The organism is Desulfosudis oleivorans Hxd3, from assembly GCF_000018405.1.
Lineage (GTDB): Bacteria > Desulfobacterota > Desulfobacteria > Desulfobacterales > Desulfosudaceae > Desulfosudis > Desulfosudis oleivorans.
The window spans coordinates 3267549-3293233 of record NC_009943.1 but is presented as its reverse complement, the minus strand read 5'-3'; the positions used below and the strand labels follow the sequence as shown (position 1 = coordinate 3293233).

Sequence of the window (25685 nt, the reverse complement as noted above, 5' to 3'; positions counted from 1 at the left end):
TCATTAATTTATAATGCCTTGAAGAGACCGACACGGTCGCATCCCTCAAGAAACGCCTTTTTAAGAAAATTGGCATCAGCAAAAGGTTTTTTTGCCGTCAGTCTGGTAAGTGTATTCATAAAATCATCCGGCGAGCGACCCTCCTCCTGCCATTCATCGAGCACCTGGGTCAGCCAATATTTTCCGTCACTCTCACTGCAACATTTGGCTTTGTAGCGTTCCTCGATACCGTACACATCCTTCCATGTTTCGATTTCCTCGTTTAACTCAGCCGGCCCGAAGGTAAGTTGAATGTCTCCGGGTGTAAGATGGTCGACATCCGGCATGCCAAGATCAATCGTCACTTCGATGTTGTGGTCAAGGTTGGCATAGGGGTAAAAGGCCTTCCGCCTATGTATTGTCCCTGCCGGGTCTTTGGGTGTAAATGTAGGGTCTTTGCTGAGTTTATAGGTGCTGTTGCACTCGTGGCAGGCCGGGACAAGATTGCGAAAGTTGATCGAGTTGAAGGGATAGAGTGCTTTGGGAAGATAATGATCATAGGCATCCCGTTTGGTGTGGTGAATGCCTTTGATATCTCCGATACCACAAAAGGGACATTTGCCCACGATATTGGACTGCATGAAATTATAATAATGATCATCGATGTCGCCAATCTTCTCCCGGAGAGCTGCAAGATCGAGCAATTGCTGTGAATAGAGACCTTTAAAGAAAGCAGCAAGCTGCTCACAAAGTCCCTGATGCACGGCTCGGATATCGACATAGTGGGCAATATGCACCGCCGGGTCATTGGCGCAAACCCTTTCGATATTGTTATTGGCCTGATACCACTGCCTGAACTGTTCGACCTGCTCCGGGGTCAATGTCGCAAAATAGCCATAAATGCGCTCGACGTGGCCATAAAAGAAGTCGCCGCCGTGGGTGTCTCCGTAGCAAAAAGCAGACATCACCTCTTTAAGATCGGCGTCGCCATCAAACAGATCAAGACTGAATGGCGTGCCGCTCGGAGCCTGGCACCACACCTCAAAAAAGATGAAGTCGATGAACTCCTGCATCTTCTCCATTTGGTGGGAGACGTATGTGTAGGGGAACAGCATCAGCCATGTGCCTCCATGCTGTCGAGAATCGTCTTGATGAGCAGCACCTTTTCCACCGAATCACCCAGTTGCCGGTTGATTTCGGTAATGAGCTTCTCTTTGTCCTCACCGCCTTCAAAGCGGCTGCGTAGTTCCTCAAGAATCGCCTGGGCGTGGCCGCTTATGGTTTCGCGTTTGCCAAAGGTGGTCATGGTGATCTTATTGATGGACGCCCCAAGCGTATTATATTCCGGATTTTTAACTTCCACGACACCATCCATCTTTTTAAAAACCAGCACCTTTTCCGGTTTGCTATCGGAGATCAAAAACGGGGTATGGGTGGTGATGAACATTTCATGGGAATCGTCCGCGTCTTTAAAACACTGGTGCAATCGGGTTATAAAGCTTGAGCGCCAGTCGGGATTAAAATGCGTTTCCGGTTCGTCCAGTAGAAACAGGCTATTGGTATTTTTGAACAACAGGCAGAGTCCAAGGCTGTGTAGCAGTTGATGTTCACCATCGGAAAGGGATTTGAGCAGCACCGGCTCTTTAACGCCGGTTTTCTTGAGCCAGAAGTTTTTAAACCGCATCATCCGCTCATCTGAAGCCAGGATCGGTACTGTCTCGCCGACATAAAGGCTGTCGGACTGGTACAGATCGGCTTTCAGCGTCTCGCTGACGGGAAAAAGGTTAAGCGTCAGCAGCACCTGAAGCGCCTGAAACAGGGCGATGGGGGATTGATTGACCTCAAAATCAAAGTTTTCGTTAAATGCCTGCTTGGTCGCCTCGTTGACATAATAATCAAGATAAAGCGTGTCAGCGGTTTCATCCACATAGAAACAGGTTGCGCACCGCTTCAGGCGAGGGATAATTCCGACAGAACGTTCATCTCCTTCAAGTAACTCCAGCAGATTTACCTGATAACGTTTTGCCTCAGTCTCGGTCTCGGCCTCTTTAATCGACAGCGCTGGATGGTTCTTAACAATTTCCTCTATTGTTTCGCCCTTGCTTTCATCCTGACTGCCAAAAGCAGGGATCTGACTTTCTTTGATCTCGATGTTGCGACGGATAATGATGCGGAACTCCTTTAACGCATCTATACCCACATCATCGCGGAATGGTTTTAATGCATCCGTATCCTGAAACAGCAGATTGCAAAGCAGGATCGCCTGGCTGAAACCGCTGTCCAGAAACGCCAGTCGGGTTTCCGGCCGGCCGGAATAGGGCAGCTGATTGCTCAGCGCATGCCAGTATTCGTCAAACTGGACAAAGCGCATTTTGAAAAAGGGCAGGCTGAGAATTTCGTTTTCACCGGAGGAGTAGCCCAGCACATACTGCGGCAGCAAAAAATCCCGCTCCCTCTCCGATATTTCTCCTAGCTCGTCAAATTCAAAATACTCCTGATTGATCCAACTGATATTAGGGGACTGGTCGAGTTTTTTGACGATCTTAACGTGGGCAAAATCAGGGGATGCTGAAGAGCAAAACTCGTCCGGCACCTGGATCAGATATTCCAGCTCAAAACCATTGGGAATACCATCACCGTCTTGAAAGCCTTTGGGATTGGTCGCTTCATCGAAAAGAAACGTCTCCGGCAGAATGCGCCGACCCCGCAAAACTTCGAGTTGAAAAAAGATTGCGACCAGGGCTTCCAGCAGGTTCGACTTGCCGCTGCCGTTGGGGCCGGCACAGACAAACGGGGCAAAGCCCTGCGCTTCCTGTGACTCGGTCTCCAATTCCCACGCCGTGCGGAAGTGGTGCTCAAAGCCCGGTTGCAGGCTACGAAAGCCTTTAGTATCCGTTATTTTCAGGCGTACCAGTTTCATGAAACATCAATCTTATTTTTTGCTGACCCGGACTTTGTTTTCGTCATTGTCATAGGTTTGCGCCAGGCGACCATCTTCTAATGCCTCGAAAACCCAGTCTTTAAGCTGATCATATTCTTCTACACCCCAGTCCGGCGTTTCGTCTTCAACCAATTTTAACAACCGTTGCTGTGCGATATCCATAAATTGCTGAGCGGAAAACGGTGTGGTGCCAGATAGCTCAAGGTAGAAATCTAACCATTGGTCGATGATTTCTTTGCGGCCTTCGGTGCTGGCAAGTGCAGTAAAGTCTGATGGTACCGGCAGTTCAATGCCAACCTGAATTTCAAGGTCGTCTGTTACATGGACTGCGTCTTCAACGTCTTCCGTATGTTCCCTGATTAAGGGAATTTGTGATAAATCCAGCTCGCCCTTAAAGGCTTTTTGACTCAGCGCGCCATAGAGGTTTTCCAGCTCGGCAAGGCTTTGCTGGTAGCTGGATTTGATGCCTTCGATCTTTGTTGAAATTACAGAAAACTTAATCCGATCATCGGATTGTGGTCTAATGACTGGCAACGGGCGCAATGTTTCTATGTTGATATTTGCCCGCGCAGCTTCGGGTGCTTTCGCTCTAAGGATAGGCTTCCAAAACCGCAATATGTACTCTATAAAAATTGATTCCGCGGCCGAATTATTACCTTTTGGGGTAATGCCGATAACTGAATCAGGCGCATATGTTGGTATTTCAAGGATGGCTGTTTCCCCAATCGTTGCTCCAACTATTGCAATTACAATCGTGCCGACCTTGAACTCCTTGCTCACTTTTATGCCAAGCTCGTTAAGGGTTTGTGTATATTCCCTCAACCTTCCATTCGAACGGTTAATGTCGCCAGTTTGAATGAATGGGTGCACACCGTTATAATACTTCGGATCGTTTCTTGGGCGAGGCGAAAAACGACCACGTTCAATCGAGGCTATTTCTACCAGTCTCTCGGTCTCCCACCCTTTCTCATTCCGCACCGGATCGCCAAACATTTCCAGAAAGACGCTTTTGAGCAGGTCGTCGAGTTGTTGGAGATTTTGTTTGCGCTGGGCGATCAGCCCTTCCACCTTGCCGAGCAGATGGGCAATGCGCTTTTGGTCGTCGATTTCTTTGGGAAACGGAATTAGGATATCAGATAGATAGGTCTTGGAAATATGCTTGAGACCGGCCCCTTTAAAGCCGCTTTCAAGCACCTGAATGTTGCCCTTGAAATACTGGAACACATAGCTGGCATCGATTTTGGCATTTGGCTTGGGCCTTATGGTGATGCAATCAGTTGAGGTGGCAAAACGGCTGGTTGTAAAGTGCACGCTGGCCTTGCCGCCAGTGCCAAACACAAGACAGCCCGGCTCATGCTGAAATTCATCCAGATATTTTGCCTGGTTCTCACTGGATGTATAAAAAGGGTATTTGCCATCTTCAAGCCCATCGCCAGCTTTGACCTTGGACTTGGGGAGAAAGTCAAACAGGTTGTTAAGTTTATCCTGTTTCATCCAATCATCCCCCGCAACTCCAGCAGTTCCCGAACAATTCCGCGCTGCACCTTGGCCAGGTCGTCATCGCCGGCCTCCCCCACTTCCGACTTGAGCAGCTTATCCAGAATCTTTGCCGGGGCTTCGTACTGGATCTCTTCAAACACATCTTCCTTGTAACGGCTCAGAGAAAGGTCATAGCCCTTAGCTTCAATGTCGGCCCGGGGCACCACAAAGCCTTTTTGGGTGCGGTCGGTGTCGGTCTCGGGGTTGCGAGCATGATATTTGGTGATGATATCCTGCAAATCGCCATACCCCGCCAGCTTGGTGCGCTTGTCGTCCAGGGAGTAGCCGTCGGCAGCCATCTCATAAAACCAGACATGTTCGGTGGCCGGTTGGGTGACCTTATCTTTCGGCCCCCAGGCCTTGGTGAAAAGCAGAACAGCGGTGCTGACCCCGGCATAGGGTTTAAACACGCCGCTGGGCATGGTGACCACCGCCTTGAGTTCGCAGCGCTCCACCAGCAACTGACGCAGGTTTTTAAAGGCCTTGCCAGAACCGAACAGCACCCCTTGCGGCACGATGACGCAGGCGGTGCCGCCTTTTTTCAGCAGACGGTAGATGTTCTCGACAAAGAGCAGTTCGGTCTTGGTGGTGGAAAGGGTCAGGTTTTCGTTGATGTCGCCCTTGTCGATGCTGCCGGTAAACGGCGGGTTGGCCATAACGACGTCATATTCGGCTTCTTCAAGGTAGCCCTTGCTCAAGGTATCTTTATAATCGATTTGCGGCTCGTCAATGCCGTGCATCATCAGGTTCATCAGGCCCAGGCGCACCATGGTGCTGTCAATGTCGTAGCCGTAAAGTGAGCTTTGCAGAATAGCTTGGGCTTTTTCGGTCAGCCCGGCCGCCACCGAGGTACGCACAAAGCCGTCTTCATCCGGCTGCAAATCTTTTTTCCCTGCCTTTTTAGCAAGCTGGGTAACAATGTGCTGATAGGCCCCCAACAGGAAGCCGCCGGTGCCGCAGGCCGGGTCGGCAATGCGGTGGCCCAGTTGGGGTTGCACCAGTTCGGCCATCATTTTGATGATGTGGCGCGGAGTGCGGAACTGGCCGTTTTTGCCGGCAGAGGCGATCTCAGAAAGAAGCATTTCATAGACATCGCCCTGAATATCCTGAAAAGCCTGGCCCTTTTCCTGGGAATCTTTCTCCATGATTTCGAAAATTTCATCGATGGTCTTGACCGCTTCGACCAGCAGGGCCGGTTTGGGAATGATAAACACGGCGTTTTTCATGTGATGGGTGAAGTTGGACTCGGCGCCGTTCATGTCTCTGAGGAAGGGAAAGACCTTGGTCTGGACATGCTGAAGCATCTCCTCGGCCTGCATGCGCTTAAACTCACTCCAGCGCAGGGTATGTCTTTTGACGGCAAAGGGCTTTTGCTCTTTTTCCGGTTTGTCGCGGTGTTCGGGCGGAATCCAGGTGCCGGCAAATTTGGAGGTATATTTTTCCCCAGCCCATTCTCCATCAGCCTGTTTTTTCTGATCCAGCTCGTCGAGTCGCTTCATGAACAACAAATAGGTGATCTGCTCGATGGCGGTGAGCGGGTTGGAGATGCCACCGGACCAGAATTTGTTCCAGAGTTGGCCGATCTTGCTTTTAAGTTCGGGGTTGTTTTGCAGCATGGGTTATAAATTCCTTGTTCCTGGTTGCTCGCCAAAGGGCATATCAGGCTGCCACCCTTTCGGTAAGTTGTAATATTTCGTTGATTTCCGCCGGGCTGAAAACGCCGCGAATTCCTTGCGGGTGAATGACCGTAAAGGGGGAGTTTATCAGGTCTTTCTTTTCCACCTTTTCGCGTTCGATGATAAAATTTTTGAGCAGGTTCAAAAACTCCAGCTGCCGGCTGCTGAGGCTGCTGTGCTGCTGGATAAACTGCTCAAACGCTTCGCTGACCGTTTCAGGAAAGGTCTTCAAAATTTCGATGCCGAGGATGTGACGGATAAACTGAATAAAATGAGCCTTGCGGTTCTTGTAGGCCTGACGCAGTAAATCCTCGGTAATGTGCGGATGCTCGGTATGGAGTAGTTCGGCCAGGGCATTGGCTTCATCCGGCGTCACCGCTTCGCCGTTCTTTATCTTCAACAGCACGGGGTTATGTTCGGTCAGCTCGGCGATCAGCGCCTCGACCATCTCACGGTAGCGACTGATGCTTACCGCCTCGTGTTGCGGACCGAACTCTACCCACTCTTTATGGTGCAAGGTATCGGTCAGGTCCAGATTCATGGGGCCGGGGCCGGTGTCCTGCTCGCGAAATTTCATCAGGGGGCCAAGGCGGGTGTTCAGCTCATCCAGAGCGTTCTCTGTTTCAATGGAGTCTTGCTTGGCCCAGTAGTGATTGGTCTGGGAAGCACGAATCAGTGTTTCCTCGGCTTTGACAAAATTGACGGATAACGGCAGGTCGCTTATTTGCTCGACGATTCCAGCCTTGAGGGTTTCAGCCTTTTCTTTCTCTTGGCGCAATCGGGCCAGGGAATATTCCAGCAGATCGCGCTCAAAACGCATGGCCTTAAAGTCTGCCTCGGACACGGTCCGGAACAGGGGCTTGATCTCGGCACGCAGGAATTCCAGCTTCTGATGGTTGAGAGTGATCCAGAAATTTTCTTCTTCAAGCCGGGCCAGCGCGGCGGCAGCTTCCTTGATAACCACGGAAGTTTGCGGCAACTCGCTTATCTGCTTGCGAAATTTTCCGATTTCGCGCTCGGTGATCGTTGTTTGAGCAGTGTCGGTGGCCTTTTCGATCTTGTCGAGACGCAAGCCCACCAGACGCACCGGAAGGGGCAGTTGCTGCTTAAGCTCCTTGCCTTTTGGTTGGAGCTTGAAATATTCAAAATTGTCCCAGCAATCGAGAATCAGGAAAACATCTTTTTCAATGCACCAGGGTTTGGGCTTGGCGATTTCCAGCAGACGGGTGCCGCGCCCGATCATCTGCCAGAACTTGGTATAAGAATAGACCGGTTTGGCAAAGACCAGGTTAACAATTTCGCGTACATCAATGCCGGTATCAAGCATGTCAACGCTGATGGCGACACGGGGCATATCGCTATTGGTAAACTGGTCAAGCAGCCCTCCCTTGCCGTAAACACGCGGGTCTTCGGAAACCAAAACTTTGGCCAGTTCGCCTTTGTGCTGGGGATAAAGTTTGTCGAAAATATCCTCCATACGCCGGGCATGGGCTATGGTTGAACAGAAAAAGATGGTCTTGCCGGGCATAACACCATTGTGATCCTTGATGCACTCTTCCATGAACTCCTTGACAATCAGCGTATTGGTGCCCTTGTTGATGACTGTCTTTTCAAGTTGTGTGCCTTCAAAGTTAATCTCTGCAACATCCTTACCTTCCAGCAGTAGTTTTTTCTGATCCTCCAACGAGATGGTGCGCTTGCTGATCCCTTCTTTCTGGAACTTGGTCTGAATCTTCATCACCTGAAAACTACAAAGGTACGGCGGCACGTTGTTGGCAGCTTCCTCAAAAGTATACGCAAAGGTGGGAAGACCGTCTTCACAGTGAAAAATCCGGAAAGTGTTATGGTCGATGATGTCGGTGGGTGTTGCCGTCAATCCCAGGGTGATGGTTTTGAAGTAGTCGAGAATTTCGCCGTAAGTGTTATAAATGGAACGATGACTTTCATCGATGACGATAAAATCAAAGAAATGCGGCGAAAGATACTGCGACTCATCCCGGATGATGTTGAGCATGGTGGGATAGGTTGAGATATATATGCGGCGGTCCTTGGCGATCAGCTTTTCGCCGACGTTGGGCCAGCGGGGCTCGTGGGGAAGGTGTTCCTTAAAAGCGGCCAGTGCCTGTTCCCGAAGGGCAATGCGGTCGACTAGAAACAGCGCTTTTTCGGCATGGCCTGCCCGCATCAGGGCGTCGACCATGGCGATGCTGGTGCGCGTTTTGCCGGTGCCGGTAGCCATCACCAGCAGGAAGTCGCGTTTCTTTTGCTCGATTCCTTCCAATACTGCTCGGATGGCACGGATCTGGTAATCACGTCCGGCGATGGCGGTGTTGATCAGCTCCTGAGTCAGTGGCTTGTGGTTGCGGCGGATATATTGGAACCGCTCCAGGTCATCACGAGTGGGGAAGCCCACGACCTTGCGCGGCGGATAATTGTCCAAGTCCCAGAAATAGGTTTCAAGGCCATTGGTATAAAAGCAGAATGGCAATTCTCCACCGAGCTGCTTTTGGATGTTATAACAGTACTGTTTGGCTTGTTCCCGGCCGATGGCGGCATCTTTGCTGGACTTCTTAGCTTCTACGACGGCAAGCGGTCTGCCATCTTTCCCAAGCAACACGTAATCACTGAACTGATGCCCTTCGTATGGGGTGCGCGGTTCGGCAATACCTTCGGGGAGGGCCATCAAAATATCGAACTCTTCAACCACCTGCATAGGGTCTTTGACATTCCAGCCCGATTGCGCCAGATGCTTATCGATAAGTTCGGATCGGGTTTGGGCCTCTGTTTTAGTCATGCTTAGCTTTTCGTGGTTGGTTACCTGGCGCGAAAGTCCTCAGGCGCCGTCTGTCCCGGAAAACGTACGAATGCTGGTTAAATTCATCAAAAAATTGATTATAGCACTTGGTGTGTCTCCTGCAAGAGGATAGAAATGAATGGTATTGATTTTCGCATAACATATAATCAATTCATAAATATATCTAATAAATTAACGTGCTGCTCTCTGGCGCAAAGAACGAACGCCCGAAGTAGCAGGTGATTAACCGTTTTGTCCAACTATTGCGGACGTCATATCAGCAATTTCCAGCTGCTTTAATGTGCTTGGGATACGATTTGGCAGGCACTTGAGAAATTTTGCCATTAATTCCGTTTTGGAGTCTATGTAAGATTCTAAAGATAAGGAATAGAATGATTGGTCCCCCCAACCCGATTTTCAATAGGTATCAATTAATCATCATGCCGGGGAAAAATCAATAAATAATGAGTACATGCTTATTACCCCTTGGACCAAAGCAGCTGCATATAAACCTGCCAATAAAGGGGAAACCAATTAATACGGATTTTAATAACGGTTTCTATTGAGTTTTTATGCTGATTGCAAACGAACTTTCGGGCGTTTACGGCGAAAATCAGGCGGAACTCAATACATTATCAGCAGTATCTATTGAGTTTGGACGGTATTTCGAATAGCACAAAGGCCCCTTCATCCTTTGCCCCTTCTTTACAGTTCAATTATGTCGTATTAAAATGAGAGTTAAGGGGAAGGAAAAACCGGAAAAAAAGCAGCAGAACCCTCAAGTCGTTTTTTTTATAACAATTTATTGTTGACAGCGTGTGACCATATCGTGATACTGGGCTGAGACTGGGGGAAATACAACAGCCGTATAATTAATGTTGGGCCTAACCAAACAAAGGAGGCACAAAATGTCAGAAGAAAAACAAGTTCATACAGCAGATGAAGAAGAAAAAGGGTTCGATAAATTCATTATCAAAGTACTGGGCTTTCTTAAATTAACATCTGGTACAGGTTTGATAGGTTTGGGTGGTTTTTGGTTCTTGTATGGAATACTGCAATTTCTGTTTGTTGGTGCTGAAAATGTAATGCAGCAACAAGTTCAGGAAACTTTTTTTCTTCAGGCAGAAATGGGGCTTTTAATTGTGGGCGTTGGTATATTGATAAGAGAGATAAAACAACTAAAAAAATAAAAAGCTACTAACCTTCCTGCTCCAGTGGACGGCAAAAAGCGCCGCCACTGAGCAGGTCGTTAGGGCATGTTTGTTTTATCTTCTATTCATTTATTCTTCCAGACAGATAAGGGATAATAATGTATTCATTTATTCCTCGAGCAAACCAATTGTACTTTGCACCGTATCCCAACGACTCGGTTATATCAGCTTTTTTCACAATATCTTCAGGCAATAGGCCACTTCTTTTGAGTATCATAATGGAATCATTCAGAGTTGTCTCATCTGAAAGATGGTGGCTTGCAACTGCCCAACACAGAATCTCTGATTTAAGGTTTACATTTTCATTAGTAACACACTGCAAACTATCGATGATGTTATCCAGGTGTGATTTGAGTTTTTGTTGCTGAAATTCAGGACTTTCATATAATTTTTGAATTCTCTCAGTCCAAGCATCAGTTCCCTTCAGCTTATCTATCGCTACCCGTTCGTTGTTCACCCATTTAATTTCGGATGGCTTAGGTGTTGAAAGATATGAAGAAAGTTTCTCAATTTGACCGATAATATCTTTGGCTATTTTTTGTCTTTCATTTTTGGAGGTGGCGTCAAATTCTCCTGCAATTAGACTACTCGCATCAGCTGCAAATGCCGTGACAAATGTACAGATGTTGTAAAGTATAAGTAAAAAAATCAAAGTCCGTTTAAGTATCATTATTTTTCTCCTGGTCTTACCCACAAAAAGTTGACACGGTTAATTGGTCGTATCGTTTTTCATATTCATCCGGCCTTGCACCGGCCAATGCCATCTATGGCAACACACCGGGCACCACCTACACCGCCCCCGCCACTGTGAACCTGATCTACATATTAAAAACGTACGGCCCGATAAATGCCCGGGGATTTGCTTTCCCTTGAGCCAGCTATGTTCAGGACTTTAATTTTATTGGTCCTCAGCCAGTCTTGGATCTCTGTCACGGGATCGGCTATCCGAGTTAAATCAATATGGAGCCAGGGCCTTCCATGTTTTTCTGCAAGCTGCCGTGTCAGATCAGAACCGCCTGTAAGCCTGCCGAACGTGAAAATAATAGTCCCATCAGAGTCAATGACGTTCTGCTCGGTTCTTTTCGGATATCCGCCCCTGGACAGTTCCTGAAGCTTGGTATATCTGGCGGGAACAATACCATCTTCGGCTTTACGGCCCTTTGGAAGCCAGCCGCCATATTCTATACCAGCATCCATAGCAGCATCAAGACCTGCCCTGTCAGCCCCGGTCTGGCCGCCTGATATGATTTTTTTAAGCGATGCCATTCTCATCATATTCATGTTGTTCCCCCATTATAACTGATGAATCTTTAGGCACAACCTGTAGCGACGGCCTGACATGTGTGGGGAATTCTGTAACTGTATTCTAAAGCTTTCTCCACTTCAAACAGCACTGTAAAAGATTGTGGCGGACACAGAAAAACCAAGAGATAAACTCATTTTCTGATTAATATTTTTAATTTCAAATATTTATAAACACATAGTTAATATCTGTTTGAATTTAATGTGTTTTCTAATTGTTTTGTATCTATTTGATATGTTTTATGAAAATGCCTATTGATCTTTTTTGGGTTATTTGTTATAATTATAAAAATATTCAGAGTGCTATATTAAAAAGAGCATTGCATTATCTGGCATGAAAATGCCATTCAAAAACAACCCCCACTAGCTATATTTAAGTATTTGTTATTATTGGATTGCAAACCAATAAGGGGGCGACGTGTTTCCAGTGGCTGTAAGCGGTTAAAGGGAATCAATAAACCCGAACATATCAAGGCGAGCATAAGGAGAAGAAAATGAATGAATCGCATGATGGTATCGTAGATTTAAACCATTCTTTTTCTTCAGCCTACAACTGGCTTAAGCACAACAACAGGGTAAAATTGAAAACATCACAAGGCACTTTTTTTACGACAAAAGCCGATGTCTCAAAGAAAGGGGAACATGCCGGTGAACAGGTAATTGTTTTTAGGCAAGAAAACAAGGAGTATGCGCGATCCTATACGTGTTGCTGGGGGTATTATTATAACTGCAACAGAACTCGCATTGGAATGTACTGCAAGGCTTTGGATGAGAGTATGGGTCGGGATCATAACTTCATAAACAAAGGTAAGGAGAAGCGAATGGACTCTTTGTCATCAAGGGATAAAGTACAGTGCAGACCGGATGATTCAGGAGGGAATTCGATTACAACGGCTGAAAAAATAGCACAATACTGCTTGAAAAAGCTGAACCTTCAAGATGCGCGGCTAAGCGAAGAATACTTCTATCACAGTCTGCCTTTTTGTATTGTTGACGCAGTTTATTCTATTGGTGTGACGTACACCGGAACAAGAAATACCGTACAATATTTCTGCAACAGACAGAACCTGCATAAATTAAGGGCACACGGTTCGCCATATCCGGATATATCAGAGCAATATTCGATAGCAGATTTTGAAAAATTATTATCTGGATATGACGACTATTCCTTGGTTGCAGAGGACGTATTCAACAACAGACAAAGAACCTCCTCGAGAAATGGTATTCTTAAAGCTGAGGCCGTGCATAGGTTTGCCCGTGTTCTGATGGACCATCATGTCAATTACTATCAAGATATACCGGCGGTCATCAAAAGCGATCGTTTTGAATCGGCCATTTGTTTAATTCCTGGTCAGAGATCCGGGATATCCTTAAAATACTTTTTTATGCTTGCTGGTGAAAAAAATCTGATCAAGCCGGATAGGTGGATTAGAATATTTTTGACAAAAATAACCGGAATTGATTTGAGTCTTTCAGATGCCCAGTTGCTGCTGTCACAAGCATTGGAGATTCTCAAAGAAACTTACCCTGAATTAACGCTACGTGAATTGGACCACGAAATATGGAAATATGAAAGCACCGGAGGATCAACCTAAATGAACCTGATATCTCTTGATAAAAAAATTTTCCAAACCGATCTGCTCATCAAAGAGTATCCGCCAAAGTGGGGACATCCCAACAAACAAGCGGTTTTTGATCTGATTTGTTCTGCAAACTGTGAGTTTAAAGGTCAGGTCGAATATACCAGATGGCTGGCAGCGCAAATTCCCGGGTCGGTTGAAGCACTGGCGATGCCCAGAATCCAGGCAGAAAGATTCACTTACCCCCTTTCCTCGAATGATACTGACGTAGACTGGCACATGAACTTTGCAGATCGGCACCTGTTCATCGCATACGATTCCTCCCTCCTTGCTCAGGATGAACTTCAGGTTCTTGAACATCCTGTACTCGGATCTTTGCGGGAGGCCCTAGACGACATGGGGTATTGTCCTGAAACGGTGAATGAGGAGGGCAGCCCGACACCGGTTACAATATCCGGAGTACAGCGATGTTGCGCCGTTGATACACGCCATGGTTTATATGGCAATGCTTTTGCGGTTGCTGCCAAGGAAGATGTTTTGAATGCCACCAGGCTGATCAACCCACCTTCTATCAGCAACATTCTAGCTATGGCTGCTCCAGAATATGGTATGGGGGACTACGGTATGAATGATATGGCATATGTCCTGACGGCCGCCTATACGGGTTATACGGCTGCGCGCCAGGAAAGCCATCATCTTAAAGCATCCTCCCCAAATACAATTATTCATACGGGATTCTGGGGATGTGGAGCTTTTGGTGGGAACCGTACAATAATGACAATACTCCAGACGCTGGCTGCGGATCTCGCGGGAGTCGGTTTAGTTTTTTACGCATTTAATCCAGAAGGTGTTTCTCTTGTAAAGGATGCGTTGAAAAAATATCAACGCATACGGGAAATCAAATCATCCGTAGATGATATTTTAGATGCACTTATTGCGGAAAGATTTCAATGGGGCGTGAGTGATGGGAACTGACAGAAAATCAATAAACAATCAGCCCATCTAATATCCTATATACCTCGGTCTCTTTTATGGCAACAGGATCAAGAATACCAAGCTTCCAGCCTGGAAACCTATGAGCGTTGCAGTCTAGTGCAACTGCTCTGGGTATAGATGCAAAGTGTTTGGTAAAGTCACAGGTATCAGGGCTATAGTCTATCACCTGACCGATAGAAAACATGGGTACTCCTGGAAGGGCAGCTTCAAGGTATTGGACAACAGATCTATCCTCTGAACCAACACCTTCTTCCTAATCCATGTGCCGCAGGTCCGATTCCTGCCGGGGGCACCAGTAAAATCAAGCCTTCACACGTTTTCATAAATTCCATTTTTTATCCGGGGGGACCATAGGGGGACCAGATGTAGGATTTTGCCCCATACTGGAAAGAACACTTCAAGAGGGGCTTTAGTTCTCTCCCCTAACGCCTGCGGTCAGTGGCAGCCGGGCTTCCACCAACATTATAAAAAGCTACGCTTTTCGATTTTGAACAAACTTACAAAAACGCCCCGGCCCCGGCTGTCAAACGGACTGCGGTGTTATACATCGGGGCAAATGATAGTTATTCACAAATAAATGTGAGTTCAACCCTTGGATATTTCCCCAATATGTAAGGGCCTTCATTTTCTTTTAACTCTACGATCTTTAAAATTTTATTTTGTGATGTACAATATTCTGATGCCTCTTTAAGAGCTTCAGTTTTAATCCCACCAGTTCCTGGAAAACCCGTTGCTGCCTGCTTAGCAATAAACAATTTTTCTTCTCCAATTTTAATGATTCCAGTATTGGATGCACATGAGACTAAGAATAAAGTGAGGCAAATAAATAGGATTTTTCTTAACATAATATCACTCTTTCCCTTTGGACGTATAACATGGCAGATAGACCTAATCGCCTTTAATTGCCCCTCCCATACCAAGTAAACCGAAGGCTACTATCCCTCCCCCATAAGTAACTGCCAAGGGGAGCCATGTCCCCATAACCACAAGTGCATACCAAGGGACTACGGCAAATGTGACTGGAAAGAAAAAAAGACCAATGACAACACCCCAAAAACCAGCCACATGATTAACTATCGCTATTTCAATGCCGAGGCCCCAAAGGCCAAAAACGATAAGAGCAATGCCACCGAAGATTTGAAATATCGTACCAAAAAAATTTTTCATGCCCTCCCCCTTTTTTTGTGATTATTTTTTATGTTTCTCCCACCACTCAGCGGCTTCTTTTTGTGCCTGGGCGATTTGCTCCGGGGTCATTTGTTTTGGGGCCTCTTGTAAGGTCATCCTTCCTGCCTTAATACCATTCGCAGCAGCCAAGCTCCCCCACTTATATGCCGCTTTGTAATTCTGTGGCACACCTAGTCCCAAAAAATACATGGCACCAAGGCTAGCTTGAGCTTCGGGCTGCCCCTGCTCAGCAGCCTTGCTATACCATTCAAAAGCCTTCTTGTAGTCTTGTGGTACACCTGTTCCATAAAAATACATACCACCAAGAAGATACTCAGCGTCAGATTCACCTTGTTCAGCAGCTTTGGTAAACCACTCAAAAGCCTTCTGATAGTTTTGCGGCACACCATGACCCAAATAATACATTCTGCCAAGATCAAGCTGAGCACCGGAATGCCCCTGCTCAGCGGCTTTCTCAAACCATTGCAAGCTTTCTTCTTTATTTACCTCCATTCCTTTCAAGCCTTCTACATAATAAAAAAGTCCAAGGTTTTCTTGTGCGTCCTTCCCCCCCTGTTCAGCCGCTTTTTTTGTCCAAAAAAGGGCTTTTTCAAAATCTTGTTCCACACCATCACCCAGATAGTACATATATCCAATTAGTGTTTGTGCCCAACATTTACCTTGCTCTGCTTTTTTTAAAGTTTCGGTGAAGTCGTCTGATTCAGCGTTAACGCTGGCGGCAAATAGAAAGAATAAAATGAGTGTGAGTGATAGAGCTTTTTTCATAATCCCCCCTTTTTAAGATTATGCATTTTTTATAAATCAATTCATCCCAGCTTTGCAACACCAAACGCAAAAGGCGCTTAAAACTTCATCGGCACAAGACAGAACGCAGTCTATCTGCCTGCCGATCTTATCTAAAATCTAATAACCTTTTCATGGTCATGGTGCAAAAGCTTCTTTGTAAAAACGCGGTGGCCCGTTCTCTTGATTTTTCACCCAAAAAAATGAATAAATCTTTTAATATCAGTTCTTTGTTGATAGGCCGAAAATAATTTTCCTGCCAGGAACAGGGTGGGGGTATCCAAAGGAAGGGGGTGGCTTACTTAGGATAGATAGCGGGCACACATTTTTTAGAAACTTACCCTAAATTGTGTTTAAGGACATTTGTTCAAGCGAGGTGTTTTATGTCATAGGTGACCCGGTTTTGTTGAGATTACTTTTGGGGGATTCCATATACTTCTTTTATATACCATTCGTAGTTATTATCATATTCGATGAATGTCTCAATTTCGAAAGTACCTATTGTCTGTGGGGTGATCGTTGCAAAGCTGCGTACAGGATTTGTCTTTTCTTCTTGCAATACCCTCTGCTCTTGTTGTGGCGGCTCCATTGCGGGTGCCTGTGGCTGCTGTGTGGCTCTCTCCTGTGCGATGGTAGCCATCATCTCTTTCCACTTTTTGTCGAACTCAGAGGCATTGGGATCAACTTTCTCGATTTCTTCGCCACTGGCTGCCTTTAGGTCTTTTGTTTCGATCCCAATCGTAATTTCTTTAATCGTCCAAGTGCTTCCATTATAGAGGCGGACAGTAAATTTATTGCCAGACTCACGCATCATCGTAGCAGAAATCTTAGCTTGTTCAACTGAAGGCAACCGCTTAAAGCGCCCCGTTTCTTTTTCATTATTTTTCATTTCATTTTTTTTACGACTTCCAGGATAAAGCACCCAGGACTCTCCAGTTTTTCTGTCAATTTCATATGCAGGACCCTTGTCTGTTGGCGTAATGGAGAAGCGTGAATTCTGAAGATACATATACCATCCAATAAGGCTAGCAATAGCAATGATCGCTGCTACAATGATGGCTGCTACAGGGACACTGCTTTTGGGGTTTATTTTATCTTGGTTCATTATTCCCCCTATAATTAATCGATTATTCCCCTTTGGGGATATATCAAAAACAAAAAGGCAGTACATCCTACTCGCTATCATCTTCCCATAATCTGTCAGAAATTTTAGTGCATTGCCTCCACGTTACTATGGGAAGGATCAAACACAACACAAAATACCCCATCTCAAACAACCACAAAAGTAATCCTGTATACCAATGCTTTGTAGAAACAGAAACGCCAGAATTAAGAGTCTAGTTTATTGAATAGCGTGTCTCATTTTTCATTGACAGATTCCGTGCGGCTGTTCCATTTATTTGGGTTTCGCTGTTGTGTCCGTCAGCAGCAAGTGTATCACGTCAGGCAGTACCTGATCAAAGTCGAACCAGCCTCGGTCGGGCTGGGTTGAAAGGGGCAGAGCGATATAAGAAATTCCATGGGCCACGGCCCACATGGCGGCGGTAACCCTTTTAGGGGGAATGCCCTTTAAGAGCTTTCTGGATGCATTATCCCGGTTCATTCTTTCCGCAATGCCTTCGAGAATACGCTCCACGACAGCACCCAGTCCATTGCGAAGCTCTTTTGAAACCAGCGCGTATCCGTTTTCGTCGGTGGTCAGCAGGTCCATCACGTTAACGTACCGGCCGAACCGGGAATAGTAGGCCTTATAATCATCTGCAATGGCCATTAGGGCTTTTATTGGATCATTGATTTTCAGGCTTTTCGTGATTTCTTCTTCCAGAAGCTTCATGTTGTGAATCAACACGCAGACAATCAATTCTTCCTTGCTTTTGAAGTAGGTATAAATGGTGCCGGGGGACACATCAATGGTTTCCGCCACCCGGCGGATGGTCACTGAATCGTATCCTTCTTTATGAAAAAGTTTTTCAGCAACCTCAACAATCAGCTGTTGCCGGGCCAGTTTTTCTCTTTCTTTAAGTTCCTTAAACATAGCCAGAACCTCTTTTCTTAGGGTTGTTCGGCTGACTAAATTTCGTTTAGTTTTTGTTAGGGTAAAAATTTCCGGCCATTAAGTCAAGAAGGAACTTTAATTATGATAACTTTTTGAAAGACAGAGATTTTTTATTGACTCACGTCCGGCAAGCCCGGTTAAATGGTCGACAATTGATCGGTTGACAAAAACAACTTCACCCACAATAATTAGGAAAGACTGGTGGAAATAGAGTCATATAATTTAGAACGAATATTGAAAGAGAAATCACTTGGCTTTAACACTTAAAACTTCTTGGTGGACTGTTCTACGGACTCGTGTGGGGTGCTTCCTGCTTGTCGTCTCCGTTGTTCTGTTGCCGGAAGATGATTCGTTTTAGCATCTTATTTATCTATAATTATTCATTCTGATCAACTTCACAATCTTCCGCAATTTCATCAAGAAATTCTGGCTTCAGGTACTTGGTCATCGAAGCAGTATTTTTGATGGTGCTTCTCAGCCCTGAGAAAGGAATGTATTTACATATCTGGTTCATCGGGGTAGACAGGCTGGAAAAAACAGGACGGTTCACTTCAGCATATACTTTCTCACGTCGCTCATCTGGGGCCACTATGTAAAGCGGAATATTAATATGGGGTTGCATTGCGATTAAATCAGCCATTCTGAGGATACCAGAATAAATTGAAGTTGTACTTTCAATCTCAAATGCCGCCAGAATAGTGTTCTGTTTCAACCACAACACATCTATAAGCTGAATTGTTTTGTTGGTCGCTTCATCGAAGGTTAAGGGGAGGGATTTTTTTACTCTCGGGAGGTCCCCCAGGCGCTGGTTATTGATCTCTTTATTGCGATCATTGTTTGCCACCCAAAGATCAAGCCCCATATCATTGCCAAGATTAAGCAGCATCCACTGAATTTCTGTATGTTCGGTGTGTTCTTTTTTTGTATCTGTTGCAGTGTCTGACTCCGGCTCAGGAGGTGGAACGGTTACTGGTCCTTTATCAGTATCAACAGTAATGTCCACCTTCGATGCGGATGTATTTGGTCGCCATCCATCTTTAAGGTCCGTATAAAAATCAAACTGGCGATCTGATTTGTCGTACTCTTTCTTCAAAGCATTGCGAATCAAAAGTATGGCGTCATCTAAATCGGCAGGGACCGGGAGGGCAACTTTCTTTCGATAGGCATCAACGATCCATTTCTTGTCTCTTGTACTGATAATCCTCTCATAGTAGTCTGGAAACGCCATATAAAGTATGGCGTGACGCATATCATATCCTCGGTCATTGCAGAGTTCTATATTTTCCAATACCATATCCATAGCATTTTTCATTGCAGTATGATCTGAAATGATACTCTGGGCTGATTCTTGTTCTTTAATATGCAGAGTAAAAAGAACAATAAACCAGAACTGGCTATATTTAGTATGGTACTTAAATGCAGTGCGTGAAAAACCATGGCGTTGTACCTGCCAAATGGGGTCTGATTCTACCGGAGGGGTAACCCTTGCGTGTGATGCAGCCCAGCTTATATCTTTGCGTATTTTATCCAGAGTAATATTTATGGAGGGAAGGAAATAAACAAAATAGATGTCACAAATAATCGCCCATTCAGAAGGAGACGCACCATCCATTTGCTTTTCAAGCTTCTCTTCAAAGGCAAGAGTCTTTCCAAGTAACGGGGAATCAATCAGGCGCCGTTTTAATGACTTCACATTATCCAAAGTCCAATAGTTTTGATCAGGCCATAAGAGAGATTTATCCTCCAGTAGACACTTCTCAAAAAACAACTTAATTGTGTTGTAAAGACCTTCATTTTCTATTCGTCTGGCCATTATTGTCCCTCATAAGTTATAAACCAACCCAATAAGTATCCTGATAATCACAACCCGCGTCTGTAATGAATAGAACATTATAATCCTACGTGCGCAGTCTGTAAAGAACCTGCCCGAACTTGCATTCCTTTTACTTGACGTGATATAAAACATTTTCATCAGATTGAAGGACAATTGTACCCTCTCCCCCTCTCGTTTTGTTTTTCGATCCGATGGGGATTTTAATGTTTTGATAAATACAGGAGGTACGTCATGCCACGACCAGCCAAGAAAATTTCTTTAGATTCTGCTTTTAAGTTGATACTCCGTGACAGCGGAATTCCCACCCAGAAAGACATTGCCACGCTTAACGCAAAAATTGACCGACTTGAAAAAATGGTAAAAAACATATCTGCCAGACAAAACATTGCTGTGGCAAAAGCAGGGCGTCCTCAAACTAAAGGGAAACGCCATGGTTCTGCCACAGACATGGTTTTTGCAAGCATCACTAGAAGCAAGAAGGGTGATGGGTTTACCAATATTCAGAAAAAAACTGGGTTTGATGAAAAGAAGATCAGAAACATTATTTTTCGTTTGCACAAGCTCGGAAAGATCAAACGGGTGGGGCGAGGAAAGTACGTAGCGAAATAAAACCTGTGTTAAAATTATTTAAAAAGCTGGGCTATCTGAAAAGACAACCCAGCTTTTTTTTCACCTTACAAATATTTCCAAAAAACCAATCACAGTACAACAGGTATCCATAATGACTGATATTAATCCCCCAACATTGGCATAATAAACCTATACAGTTGTGAAGTGGGCACCTCTTCATCATCCATTACCGCTCTTGAGAGCAAGACAAAACTGTGTTCGACACGATAATCTTCAAAGGCATATAAAAATTCATGTTTTTCTCCTGTCAGTTCACCCTTAAAATTTTGAGTTAACACCCACAGATCACTCTTTTTGTCCCATTTTTTCTTTCCACTAAGGCCATCATAGAATTTTATGACTGTGCACATATCTGAAAGCTCTCCGCCAACATAAGTATGAAGCCTTGCCATAAGAAAATCTGATGGTGGGCCAATCTTGCCGTATTTTTTTACTAGTTCTTGGGCCTCTTTTGTCTCTGCCTCTAATCTTTGTCTGTCTTTATTCTCTTGCGCGGCTTTTTCTTTATCCATTTCCTCTTGCCATGCCTTTTGCCGTGCCCTTTCCTCAAGGGTGTATTGATATTCCCTTAAGTGATCTTGTATGTTTGTCTCAACGCTATGATAATCAAGGTCTCTGGCGCATTGGCATTTGTACTCCACTTCGGGAATAACCTTTTTTATCTCTCGTAACCGATCCAATTCAGCATCAGAAATTGTAAAATCCTTTATTTTTTCTATAAGCTTTTCAGATTCTTTTCTCAGGGCGTTCCACTGCTGTGTTGCTTGATCGCTAACAAATATTTCTTTCTGCTCCTTTTTTAATATTTTGATAGATTCATTTATGGTGTCTGGGAAATCCTCTTCGCCGTAGTTCCTAAAAAAATCATTTTCCCGGCAAGATATCATTGTTTTTTTATATTTGTCGAAATCATCTTCAACCCAATCAGACAACGGTTTCCTAAAATATTGCGACATAATAACATTAAGCTCTTTTGCATCAGCCGCATAATCGATTTCGTGGAGTGGAAAATTTTTTATTTTTTCACATTCAGAGAGATCGATACTTGGCGGATTATCTCGGGAGACGTCCTCATTTGTAACTTGCTTGGGTTGCTCCTTCGCCTGTCCTTCTTTTTCCAGCAAGGCCATTTGTTCTTGACGCTCCTTTTCAAGAGCGGCCTCTTTTTTCAAGCGTTCTTTCTCACGTTCAGCAGCAAGCCTTTTGCTCTCTTTCTCTTGACGCTCCTTTTCTTCCTTTTGACGCTTCTTCTCCTCTAATTGGGCATGATATTTTTCAATAACACGGTCTCTATCATGCAAATATTGAATAGCCGCCGTATTAAAAGATTCGATGGAGCTTACGGCTAATTTTTGATCAGAAGTGTCTTGAATCAATTTATCGGATTCAAGTTGTTTCAATGCTTCACTGGTTTGGCTAATCTTCTGGAATAAATCTTCGTCTTCAAATCGGCTCAAATCAGCATCCGGCCTATCTACTGGAATATCTTGTGTCAACGTCTTTAATTCCTGGTAGTTGCTGAATCCGGCATCTGATAAAATTTTTATTGGATCGTCCTTCCCAATATTTGATACAGCTCGCTCGGTTTTATTTTCAACCGCCTTTTGTGCCTTGTTGATTAAATCACCAAATCCTGCATAGCTTTGACTTGATAATACGGAAATAACGACCATAACAAATAATAAATTTTTGACCATGACTCTCCTCCCTCTCATTGAAAAAGCCGGACTATCCTACGACAGTCCGACTTTTTAAGTTGCTTTTTCTCTAGGCATAGCCCGTGATTTTCATCAGTATTGAGGAGGATACCATCTGAATAACAACACTGATGATTGCAAGGCCCCATTTAAAGTCAATTTCTCCGACTGGCAGCTCAGAGTTAGCCTTTCTTCCACAATAGATCCAGACTATCAAACCGATCAATGGGAACCCTGAAATCGCAGACAGAAAAAAAGCTTTTGGAATTTTGCCATAGCCTGCATAGTAATGGGCACCAAAAATCAACCCCATCCAACTAAAGCCTGTCTTCTTTTCCATGTTTTTTCCTCCTGTTTCTAAGTGTGTTAATGATGTGACTCCCCTTTTGGTGAATTATAAAAGGGCCATTGAGTGAATGTTCAAGTCTTTTTTACCATATATAAGAAGCATTATCAACAGTTATCCATTCATTTGAGTGCCTTTAAGGCAAGGCAATATTGCCGTATAAACACTTACGGAGGGCTTATGAATGGATAATGAACTTCTGAAAAAACGACTGGGTATCCGCCTGAAAGAACTGCGTCTTGCTAAAAATCTTAAGCAGGAAGATATTGAAAAGAAGCATGGCTTTAATTATCGATACTATGGCAGGCTGGAGAGGGGAGAGATAAATCCATCCCTAGAAACCCTTAACAAGCTGTGTGAAATATTTGATGTCTCCTTGGCAGCGTTGTTTCAATTTTTGAACCCAGACGATAAGCTGAGTACAGAAAGGGAGTCTATCTCTGTAAAAGTTTCCCAGATTTTAAATAATGCCGGTGCCGCCAAACTGAAAAAGATAAAAATATTCCTCGACGATATTTTATAATATCCCCATCCATCCTGTTTTTTTGTTCAGATCTCCTCTCAACTTATAGATAAGTATTCCCCGCCTTCAACAACATAAAACCTCTATTTTTACTATATTTGGCCCCACTCTATAACAAGAATAAGCTAACATATTAATATGTTATGGTATTTTTACTGTTGACAAAACAGCCTGTTTTTAGTATAATTAGTTAAAAATATACACAATTTTTATTATTTGCCGCACGACTATTGCCGTGTGGCTTTTTGCGTTTATGGGGCAGGCGTTTCTTTGATTTACCAAGATTGATGCAAAGATTTTTCGGCCCATGATATAGAGGGAGGGAATACAAGATTATGTGCGGTTATTGTATTGAATCTATTGGAGTTAAGCATCTTTTATTAGGGGAAGAATTTACCGAAGAGAACCTAATTCTTTCGGATTTTTATATTCAGGAAACAGTCGATCTGAATCAGGGCATTCATACAGTGCTTTCTTTGATTGTTGATTCTGAAAAAACAGAAAAAGACAAATTAAAACGATTAAATTCACATATTATTTTATGTCGTTTATTAGAAATTCTTATAGATCATGGGGTAGATTCAACCAACTATGACAGCCTTTTGCACAATGATTGGATTCTAAAATCAATAGTGTGTGAAAGCTTTGGGACTACCTGCCGGATTGAAACTTTGAACCGAATTGCATCTTTTTTACCTCACTTGCAAACCTGTTACAACTTAAATAGATGGGATTCAGATGATCCGATGCAGAAAGCCGAAAAGCGATTTCCAAATATTCGTTTTTTTTATCCACTTTATCAAGCAGAAACATATTTCAATCAGGATAAGTGGCACACTTTCCTGAATCAAGCCGATTTATCCAAAGAATGTGCATTTATTTTAAATTGTTATGTTTTATGGTGGTTGCAGGATGGTGACTCAAAAAAAAGTGATTCTCAATACATTGAGGAAATTCTTTCAGGTACAGGTGTTGTCTATGATCCCATTATGAGCACACCAAAAGAAGAACGGGTGATATTCGATTTGGCTTTTCGGGCTTTATATTTTAGCGTTTGTTATCTTTCTAAATTGCATATCCATTATGATTGCTTAAAAAAACTCATTTTAACTTCTCCGTCAGGAGTTCCTTTTTTTGATGGAATGGATTTATGGCTCCAGAGAAAAGCAACAGAAAGAATATATAGATTCGAGGGGGTAACTTTTTTTATCCATTCAATAGATGATATACGAACTATACTTCCATTGTACCTGATGGGAAAATGCAATCTTACAGGGAATGACAAGATCAATCTCTGTCGATTTATTAAATTATCCAAAAGATATGGTGATGATTATGAAATGTTTTATAAACACATTTGTTGTGAGATACCTGTCTCCTATGGCTTATGAGAAAGAACAGTATTTAACCCGCATATTTTATGAAGAACTCAAAAATGATAAAAATCGTCTCAAAAACCCTCCCAGAGTTGTCAGGCAGTTTGACGGTCCCAGTTGAACAAAAAACCGATTGCCGTCGTCAAAAATTGGCTTCCGGCCCTGAAATCCCCAATTTCGACTATATTTAGGCTTTTCTTGCGGAAAAAATATTATAACACATTGAAATATTGAACAATATTGACACTTTTTAACTTGACAAAATAGCCGAATTTTAGTATAATTTATTAAAATTAAAGGAAATTGTTACCAAATAGCCGCACGACAGAAATGTCGTAGCGGCTTTTGTGTTTTATAGGGCAGGAGTTAAATATGCATCGCATGGTTATTATGAATTTGAGAGCTATTATGGACATAAAGTATTTCACAGAAGCCCAGGTTAGGCTGTTGAGGCGAACCGTCAAAGATAAGGCTGTTGCCGATCAGAGCAAAAAAAATAAAACCGGTATCCGAGAATGGATGGTAATTGACCTTATAACCAGTACCGGCTTAAGGGTTGAAGAAGTATCCAATCTCCGTTGTGGGGATCTAAAGGCTGGTTACGGGCAATGTGAAGTCTTTGTGAGTCGAGGGAAGGGTGGGCGTTCAAGAACGGTTGAAATCCCCCAATCCCTCAAAACACACCTCAACCAGTACTTAAAATGGAAAAAGGAGCAACAAGAAAGGATAGGCCCAAGCAACTATTTATTTGTTGGCCAGAGAGGGCCTTGGACTGCTCAGGCAATTCAGCAGCTTGTTAAAAAGTATCTAAAGAAGCTTGGTTTGTATGAAAGGGGCAAAAGTGTGCATGCTTTAAGACACAGTTATGCTGTTCAGCTCTATCGAAAGAAACGTGATTTGAGAGCAGTTCAGAAACAACTTGGGCATGCATCGATACAAACAACACAGATATACGCAGATGTTACAAAGGAGGATATTCAGCAGCAAATAAACGGGTTGTGGTAAAACCCCTGTAGATAAACGTTTAGAGCAATGAAAGAGCCGTTCCAGATAGTCTGGGGCGGCTTTCTGCGTTTTGGAAGCAACAAAAAGAAAGGAGGTTGAAAGGTAGCGACCATGACGAAAGCCGAGAAAGAAAAATACGAAAGCATTGATGCGCTGAAAGACCTATTTAAACAGCTTAAGGGCAGAAAGTTTGTCCTAGACTGCGGCCATCACGTGACTTTCGGATACT

22 protein-coding genes are annotated in these 25685 nt (G+C 44.1%); 7 read left to right on the top strand and 15 right to left on the bottom strand.

Annotated features, from left to right (window positions below; genetic code table 11):
- Window positions 1-8: 8 nt before the first annotated feature.
- From DOLE_RS14025 to DOLE_RS14005, 5 genes are read right to left on the bottom strand one after another with little or no spacing between them, the layout of a single operon-like run.
- Window positions 9-1094 (bottom strand): HNH endonuclease, encoded by a 1086-nt coding sequence (locus DOLE_RS14025; RefSeq protein WP_012176142.1) that lies wholly within the window; start codon window positions 1092-1094, stop codon window positions 9-11.
- On the bottom strand, window positions 1094-2899 hold the full coding sequence (locus DOLE_RS14020; RefSeq protein WP_012176141.1) for a restriction system-associated AAA family ATPase: 1806 nt from the start codon (window positions 2897-2899) through the stop codon (window positions 1094-1096). Before DOLE_RS14020 ends, DOLE_RS14025 begins: the two co-directional genes overlap by 1 nt.
- 12 nt (window positions 2900-2911) lie before the next feature.
- Window positions 2912-4414, bottom strand: a complete 1503-nt coding sequence (locus DOLE_RS14015; protein ID WP_012176140.1) for a restriction endonuclease subunit S — start codon at window positions 4412-4414, stop codon at window positions 2912-2914.
- Window positions 4411-6075 (bottom strand): type I restriction-modification system subunit M, encoded by a 1665-nt coding sequence (locus DOLE_RS14010; RefSeq protein WP_012176139.1) that lies wholly within the window; start codon window positions 6073-6075, stop codon window positions 4411-4413. Before DOLE_RS14010 ends, DOLE_RS14015 begins: the two co-directional genes overlap by 4 nt.
- A gap of 43 nt (window positions 6076-6118) precedes the next feature.
- A complete protein-coding gene (locus DOLE_RS14005; RefSeq protein WP_012176138.1) occupies window positions 6119-8929 on the bottom strand; it encodes a type I restriction endonuclease subunit R in 2811 nt (936 codons plus the stop codon).
- A gap of 908 nt (window positions 8930-9837) precedes the next feature.
- On the opposite strand from DOLE_RS14005, the gene DOLE_RS14000 reads away from it, so the two are divergent.
- Complete coding sequence (locus tag DOLE_RS14000; protein ID WP_012176137.1) at window positions 9838-10119, top strand: hypothetical protein; 282 nt, start codon at window positions 9838-9840, stop codon at window positions 10117-10119.
- An 82-nt stretch (window positions 10120-10201) separates the two neighbouring features.
- Here DOLE_RS14000 and DOLE_RS13995 read toward each other — a convergent pair whose 3' ends face one another.
- A complete protein-coding gene (locus DOLE_RS13995; RefSeq protein ID WP_041280593.1) occupies window positions 10202-10810 on the bottom strand; it encodes a hypothetical protein in 609 nt (202 codons plus the stop codon).
- Window positions 10811-10965: 155 nt separating this feature from the next.
- Entirely contained in the window at window positions 10966-11421 is a 456-nt protein-coding gene (locus tag DOLE_RS13990) for a putative molybdenum carrier protein (RefSeq protein WP_012176135.1), read from the bottom strand.
- A gap of 515 nt (window positions 11422-11936) precedes the next feature.
- Here DOLE_RS13990 and DOLE_RS18520 point away from each other — a divergent pair.
- Together DOLE_RS18520 and DOLE_RS13980 are read left to right on the top strand one after the other, a co-directional pair.
- The gene (locus tag DOLE_RS18520) at window positions 11937-13037 is read left to right on the top strand and encodes a hypothetical protein (RefSeq protein ID WP_012176134.1); all 1101 of its coding nucleotides are present in this window, start codon (window positions 11937-11939) and stop codon (window positions 13035-13037) included.
- Window positions 13038-13997, top strand: coding sequence for a poly(ADP-ribose) glycohydrolase (locus DOLE_RS13980; RefSeq protein ID WP_012176133.1), 960 nt, complete (start codon window positions 13038-13040; stop codon window positions 13995-13997).
- A 584-nt stretch (window positions 13998-14581) separates the two neighbouring features.
- Here the strand turns inward: DOLE_RS13980 and DOLE_RS18285 are convergent.
- From DOLE_RS18285 to DOLE_RS17595, 6 genes are all read right to left on the bottom strand, one after another.
- A complete protein-coding gene (locus DOLE_RS18285) occupies window positions 14582-14863 on the bottom strand; it encodes a hypothetical protein (protein ID WP_153304441.1) in 282 nt (93 codons plus the stop codon).
- A 43-nt stretch (window positions 14864-14906) separates the two neighbouring features.
- A complete protein-coding gene (locus DOLE_RS13970) occupies window positions 14907-15185 on the bottom strand; it encodes a hypothetical protein (protein ID WP_041280591.1) in 279 nt (92 codons plus the stop codon).
- Between the two features lie 21 nt (window positions 15186-15206).
- The gene (locus DOLE_RS13965) at window positions 15207-15971 is read right to left on the bottom strand and encodes a tetratricopeptide repeat protein (protein WP_012176132.1); all 765 of its coding nucleotides are present in this window, start codon (window positions 15969-15971) and stop codon (window positions 15207-15209) included.
- A gap of 430 nt (window positions 15972-16401) precedes the next feature.
- Window positions 16402-17094 carry a hypothetical protein gene (locus DOLE_RS13960; protein WP_041280590.1) on the bottom strand — a complete coding sequence of 231 codons (693 nt, stop codon included), beginning with the start codon at window positions 17092-17094 and terminating at the stop codon, window positions 16402-16404.
- Window positions 17095-17385: 291 nt separating this feature from the next.
- A complete protein-coding gene (locus tag DOLE_RS17600; protein WP_012176130.1) occupies window positions 17386-18024 on the bottom strand; it encodes a TetR/AcrR family transcriptional regulator in 639 nt (212 codons plus the stop codon).
- A gap of 397 nt (window positions 18025-18421) precedes the next feature.
- Window positions 18422-19858 carry a hypothetical protein gene (locus tag DOLE_RS17595; protein ID WP_012176129.1) on the bottom strand — a complete coding sequence of 479 codons (1437 nt, stop codon included), beginning with the start codon at window positions 19856-19858 and terminating at the stop codon, window positions 18422-18424.
- Between the two features lie 252 nt (window positions 19859-20110).
- On the opposite strand from DOLE_RS17595, the gene DOLE_RS13945 reads away from it, so the two are divergent.
- Window positions 20111-20488: a hypothetical protein gene (locus DOLE_RS13945; protein WP_041280589.1), complete on the top strand. Its 378-nt coding sequence runs from the start codon at window positions 20111-20113 to the stop codon at window positions 20486-20488.
- Window positions 20489-20610: 122 nt separating this feature from the next.
- On the opposite strand, the gene DOLE_RS13940 is transcribed toward DOLE_RS13945, so the two are convergent.
- Both DOLE_RS13940 and DOLE_RS13935 read right to left on the bottom strand, forming a co-directional pair.
- Window positions 20611-22206 (bottom strand): hypothetical protein, encoded by a 1596-nt coding sequence (locus DOLE_RS13940; protein ID WP_012176127.1) that lies wholly within the window; start codon window positions 22204-22206, stop codon window positions 20611-20613.
- Window positions 22207-22276: 70 nt separating this feature from the next.
- Window positions 22277-22546: a hypothetical protein gene (locus DOLE_RS13935; protein ID WP_041280588.1), complete on the bottom strand. Its 270-nt coding sequence runs from the start codon at window positions 22544-22546 to the stop codon at window positions 22277-22279.
- Window positions 22547-22736: 190 nt separating this feature from the next.
- On the opposite strand from DOLE_RS13935, the gene DOLE_RS13930 reads away from it, so the two are divergent.
- The 3 genes from DOLE_RS13930 (at window position 22737) to DOLE_RS13925 (ending at window position 25456) form a co-directional block, all read left to right on the top strand.
- Window positions 22737-23075 (top strand): helix-turn-helix domain-containing protein, encoded by a 339-nt coding sequence (locus DOLE_RS13930; RefSeq protein WP_012176125.1) that lies wholly within the window; start codon window positions 22737-22739, stop codon window positions 23073-23075.
- A 335-nt stretch (window positions 23076-23410) separates the two neighbouring features.
- Window positions 23411-24466: a hypothetical protein gene (locus DOLE_RS18280; RefSeq protein WP_012176124.1), complete on the top strand. Its 1056-nt coding sequence runs from the start codon at window positions 23411-23413 to the stop codon at window positions 24464-24466.
- A gap of 357 nt (window positions 24467-24823) precedes the next feature.
- Window positions 24824-25456, top strand: a complete 633-nt coding sequence (locus DOLE_RS13925) for a tyrosine-type recombinase/integrase (protein ID WP_012176123.1) — start codon at window positions 24824-24826, stop codon at window positions 25454-25456.
- Window positions 25457-25685: the final 229 nt, after the last annotated feature.

What these genes read in the sequence shown, in the direction of transcription:
- DOLE_RS14025 (WP_012176142.1), bottom strand. Translation starts at nt 1,094, where the DNA reads ATGCTGTTCCCCTACACATACGTCTCCCACCAAATGGAGAAGATGCAG.
- DOLE_RS14020 (WP_012176141.1), bottom strand. Translation starts at nt 2,899, where the DNA reads ATGAAACTGGTACGCCTGAAAATAACGGATACTAAAGGCTTTCGTAGC.
- DOLE_RS14015 (WP_012176140.1), bottom strand. Translation starts at nt 4,414, where the DNA reads ATGAAACAGGATAAACTTAACAACCTGTTTGACTTTCTCCCCAAGTCC.
- DOLE_RS14010 (WP_012176139.1), bottom strand. Translation starts at nt 6,075, where the DNA reads ATGCTGCAAAACAACCCCGAACTTAAAAGCAAGATCGGCCAACTCTGG.
- DOLE_RS14005 (WP_012176138.1), bottom strand. Translation starts at nt 8,929, where the DNA reads ATGACTAAAACAGAGGCCCAAACCCGATCCGAACTTATCGATAAGCAT.
- DOLE_RS14000 (WP_012176137.1), top strand. Translation starts at nt 9,838, where the DNA reads ATGTCAGAAGAAAAACAAGTTCATACAGCAGATGAAGAAGAAAAAGGG.
- DOLE_RS13995 (WP_041280593.1), bottom strand. Translation starts at nt 10,810, where the DNA reads ATGATACTTAAACGGACTTTGATTTTTTTACTTATACTTTACAACATC.
- DOLE_RS13990 (WP_012176135.1), bottom strand. Translation starts at nt 11,421, where the DNA reads ATGAATATGATGAGAATGGCATCGCTTAAAAAAATCATATCAGGCGGC.
- DOLE_RS18520 (WP_012176134.1), top strand. Translation starts at nt 11,937, where the DNA reads ATGAATGAATCGCATGATGGTATCGTAGATTTAAACCATTCTTTTTCT.
- DOLE_RS13980 (WP_012176133.1), top strand. Translation starts at nt 13,038, where the DNA reads ATGAACCTGATATCTCTTGATAAAAAAATTTTCCAAACCGATCTGCTC.
- DOLE_RS18285 (WP_153304441.1), bottom strand. Translation starts at nt 14,863, where the DNA reads ATGTTAAGAAAAATCCTATTTATTTGCCTCACTTTATTCTTAGTCTCA.
- DOLE_RS13970 (WP_041280591.1), bottom strand. Translation starts at nt 15,185, where the DNA reads ATGAAAAATTTTTTTGGTACGATATTTCAAATCTTCGGTGGCATTGCT.
- DOLE_RS13965 (WP_012176132.1), bottom strand. Translation starts at nt 15,971, where the DNA reads ATGAAAAAAGCTCTATCACTCACACTCATTTTATTCTTTCTATTTGCC.
- DOLE_RS13960 (WP_041280590.1), bottom strand. Translation starts at nt 17,094, where the DNA reads ATGAACCAAGATAAAATAAACCCCAAAAGCAGTGTCCCTGTAGCAGCC.
- DOLE_RS17600 (WP_012176130.1), bottom strand. Translation starts at nt 18,024, where the DNA reads ATGTTTAAGGAACTTAAAGAAAGAGAAAAACTGGCCCGGCAACAGCTG.
- DOLE_RS17595 (WP_012176129.1), bottom strand. Translation starts at nt 19,858, where the DNA reads ATGGCCAGACGAATAGAAAATGAAGGTCTTTACAACACAATTAAGTTG.
- DOLE_RS13945 (WP_041280589.1), top strand. Translation starts at nt 20,111, where the DNA reads ATGCCACGACCAGCCAAGAAAATTTCTTTAGATTCTGCTTTTAAGTTG.
- DOLE_RS13940 (WP_012176127.1), bottom strand. Translation starts at nt 22,206, where the DNA reads ATGGTCAAAAATTTATTATTTGTTATGGTCGTTATTTCCGTATTATCA.
- DOLE_RS13935 (WP_041280588.1), bottom strand. Translation starts at nt 22,546, where the DNA reads ATGGAAAAGAAGACAGGCTTTAGTTGGATGGGGTTGATTTTTGGTGCC.
- DOLE_RS13930 (WP_012176125.1), top strand. Translation starts at nt 22,737, where the DNA reads ATGGATAATGAACTTCTGAAAAAACGACTGGGTATCCGCCTGAAAGAA.
- DOLE_RS18280 (WP_012176124.1), top strand. Translation starts at nt 23,411, where the DNA reads ATGTGCGGTTATTGTATTGAATCTATTGGAGTTAAGCATCTTTTATTA.
- DOLE_RS13925 (WP_012176123.1), top strand. Translation starts at nt 24,824, where the DNA reads ATGCATCGCATGGTTATTATGAATTTGAGAGCTATTATGGACATAAAG.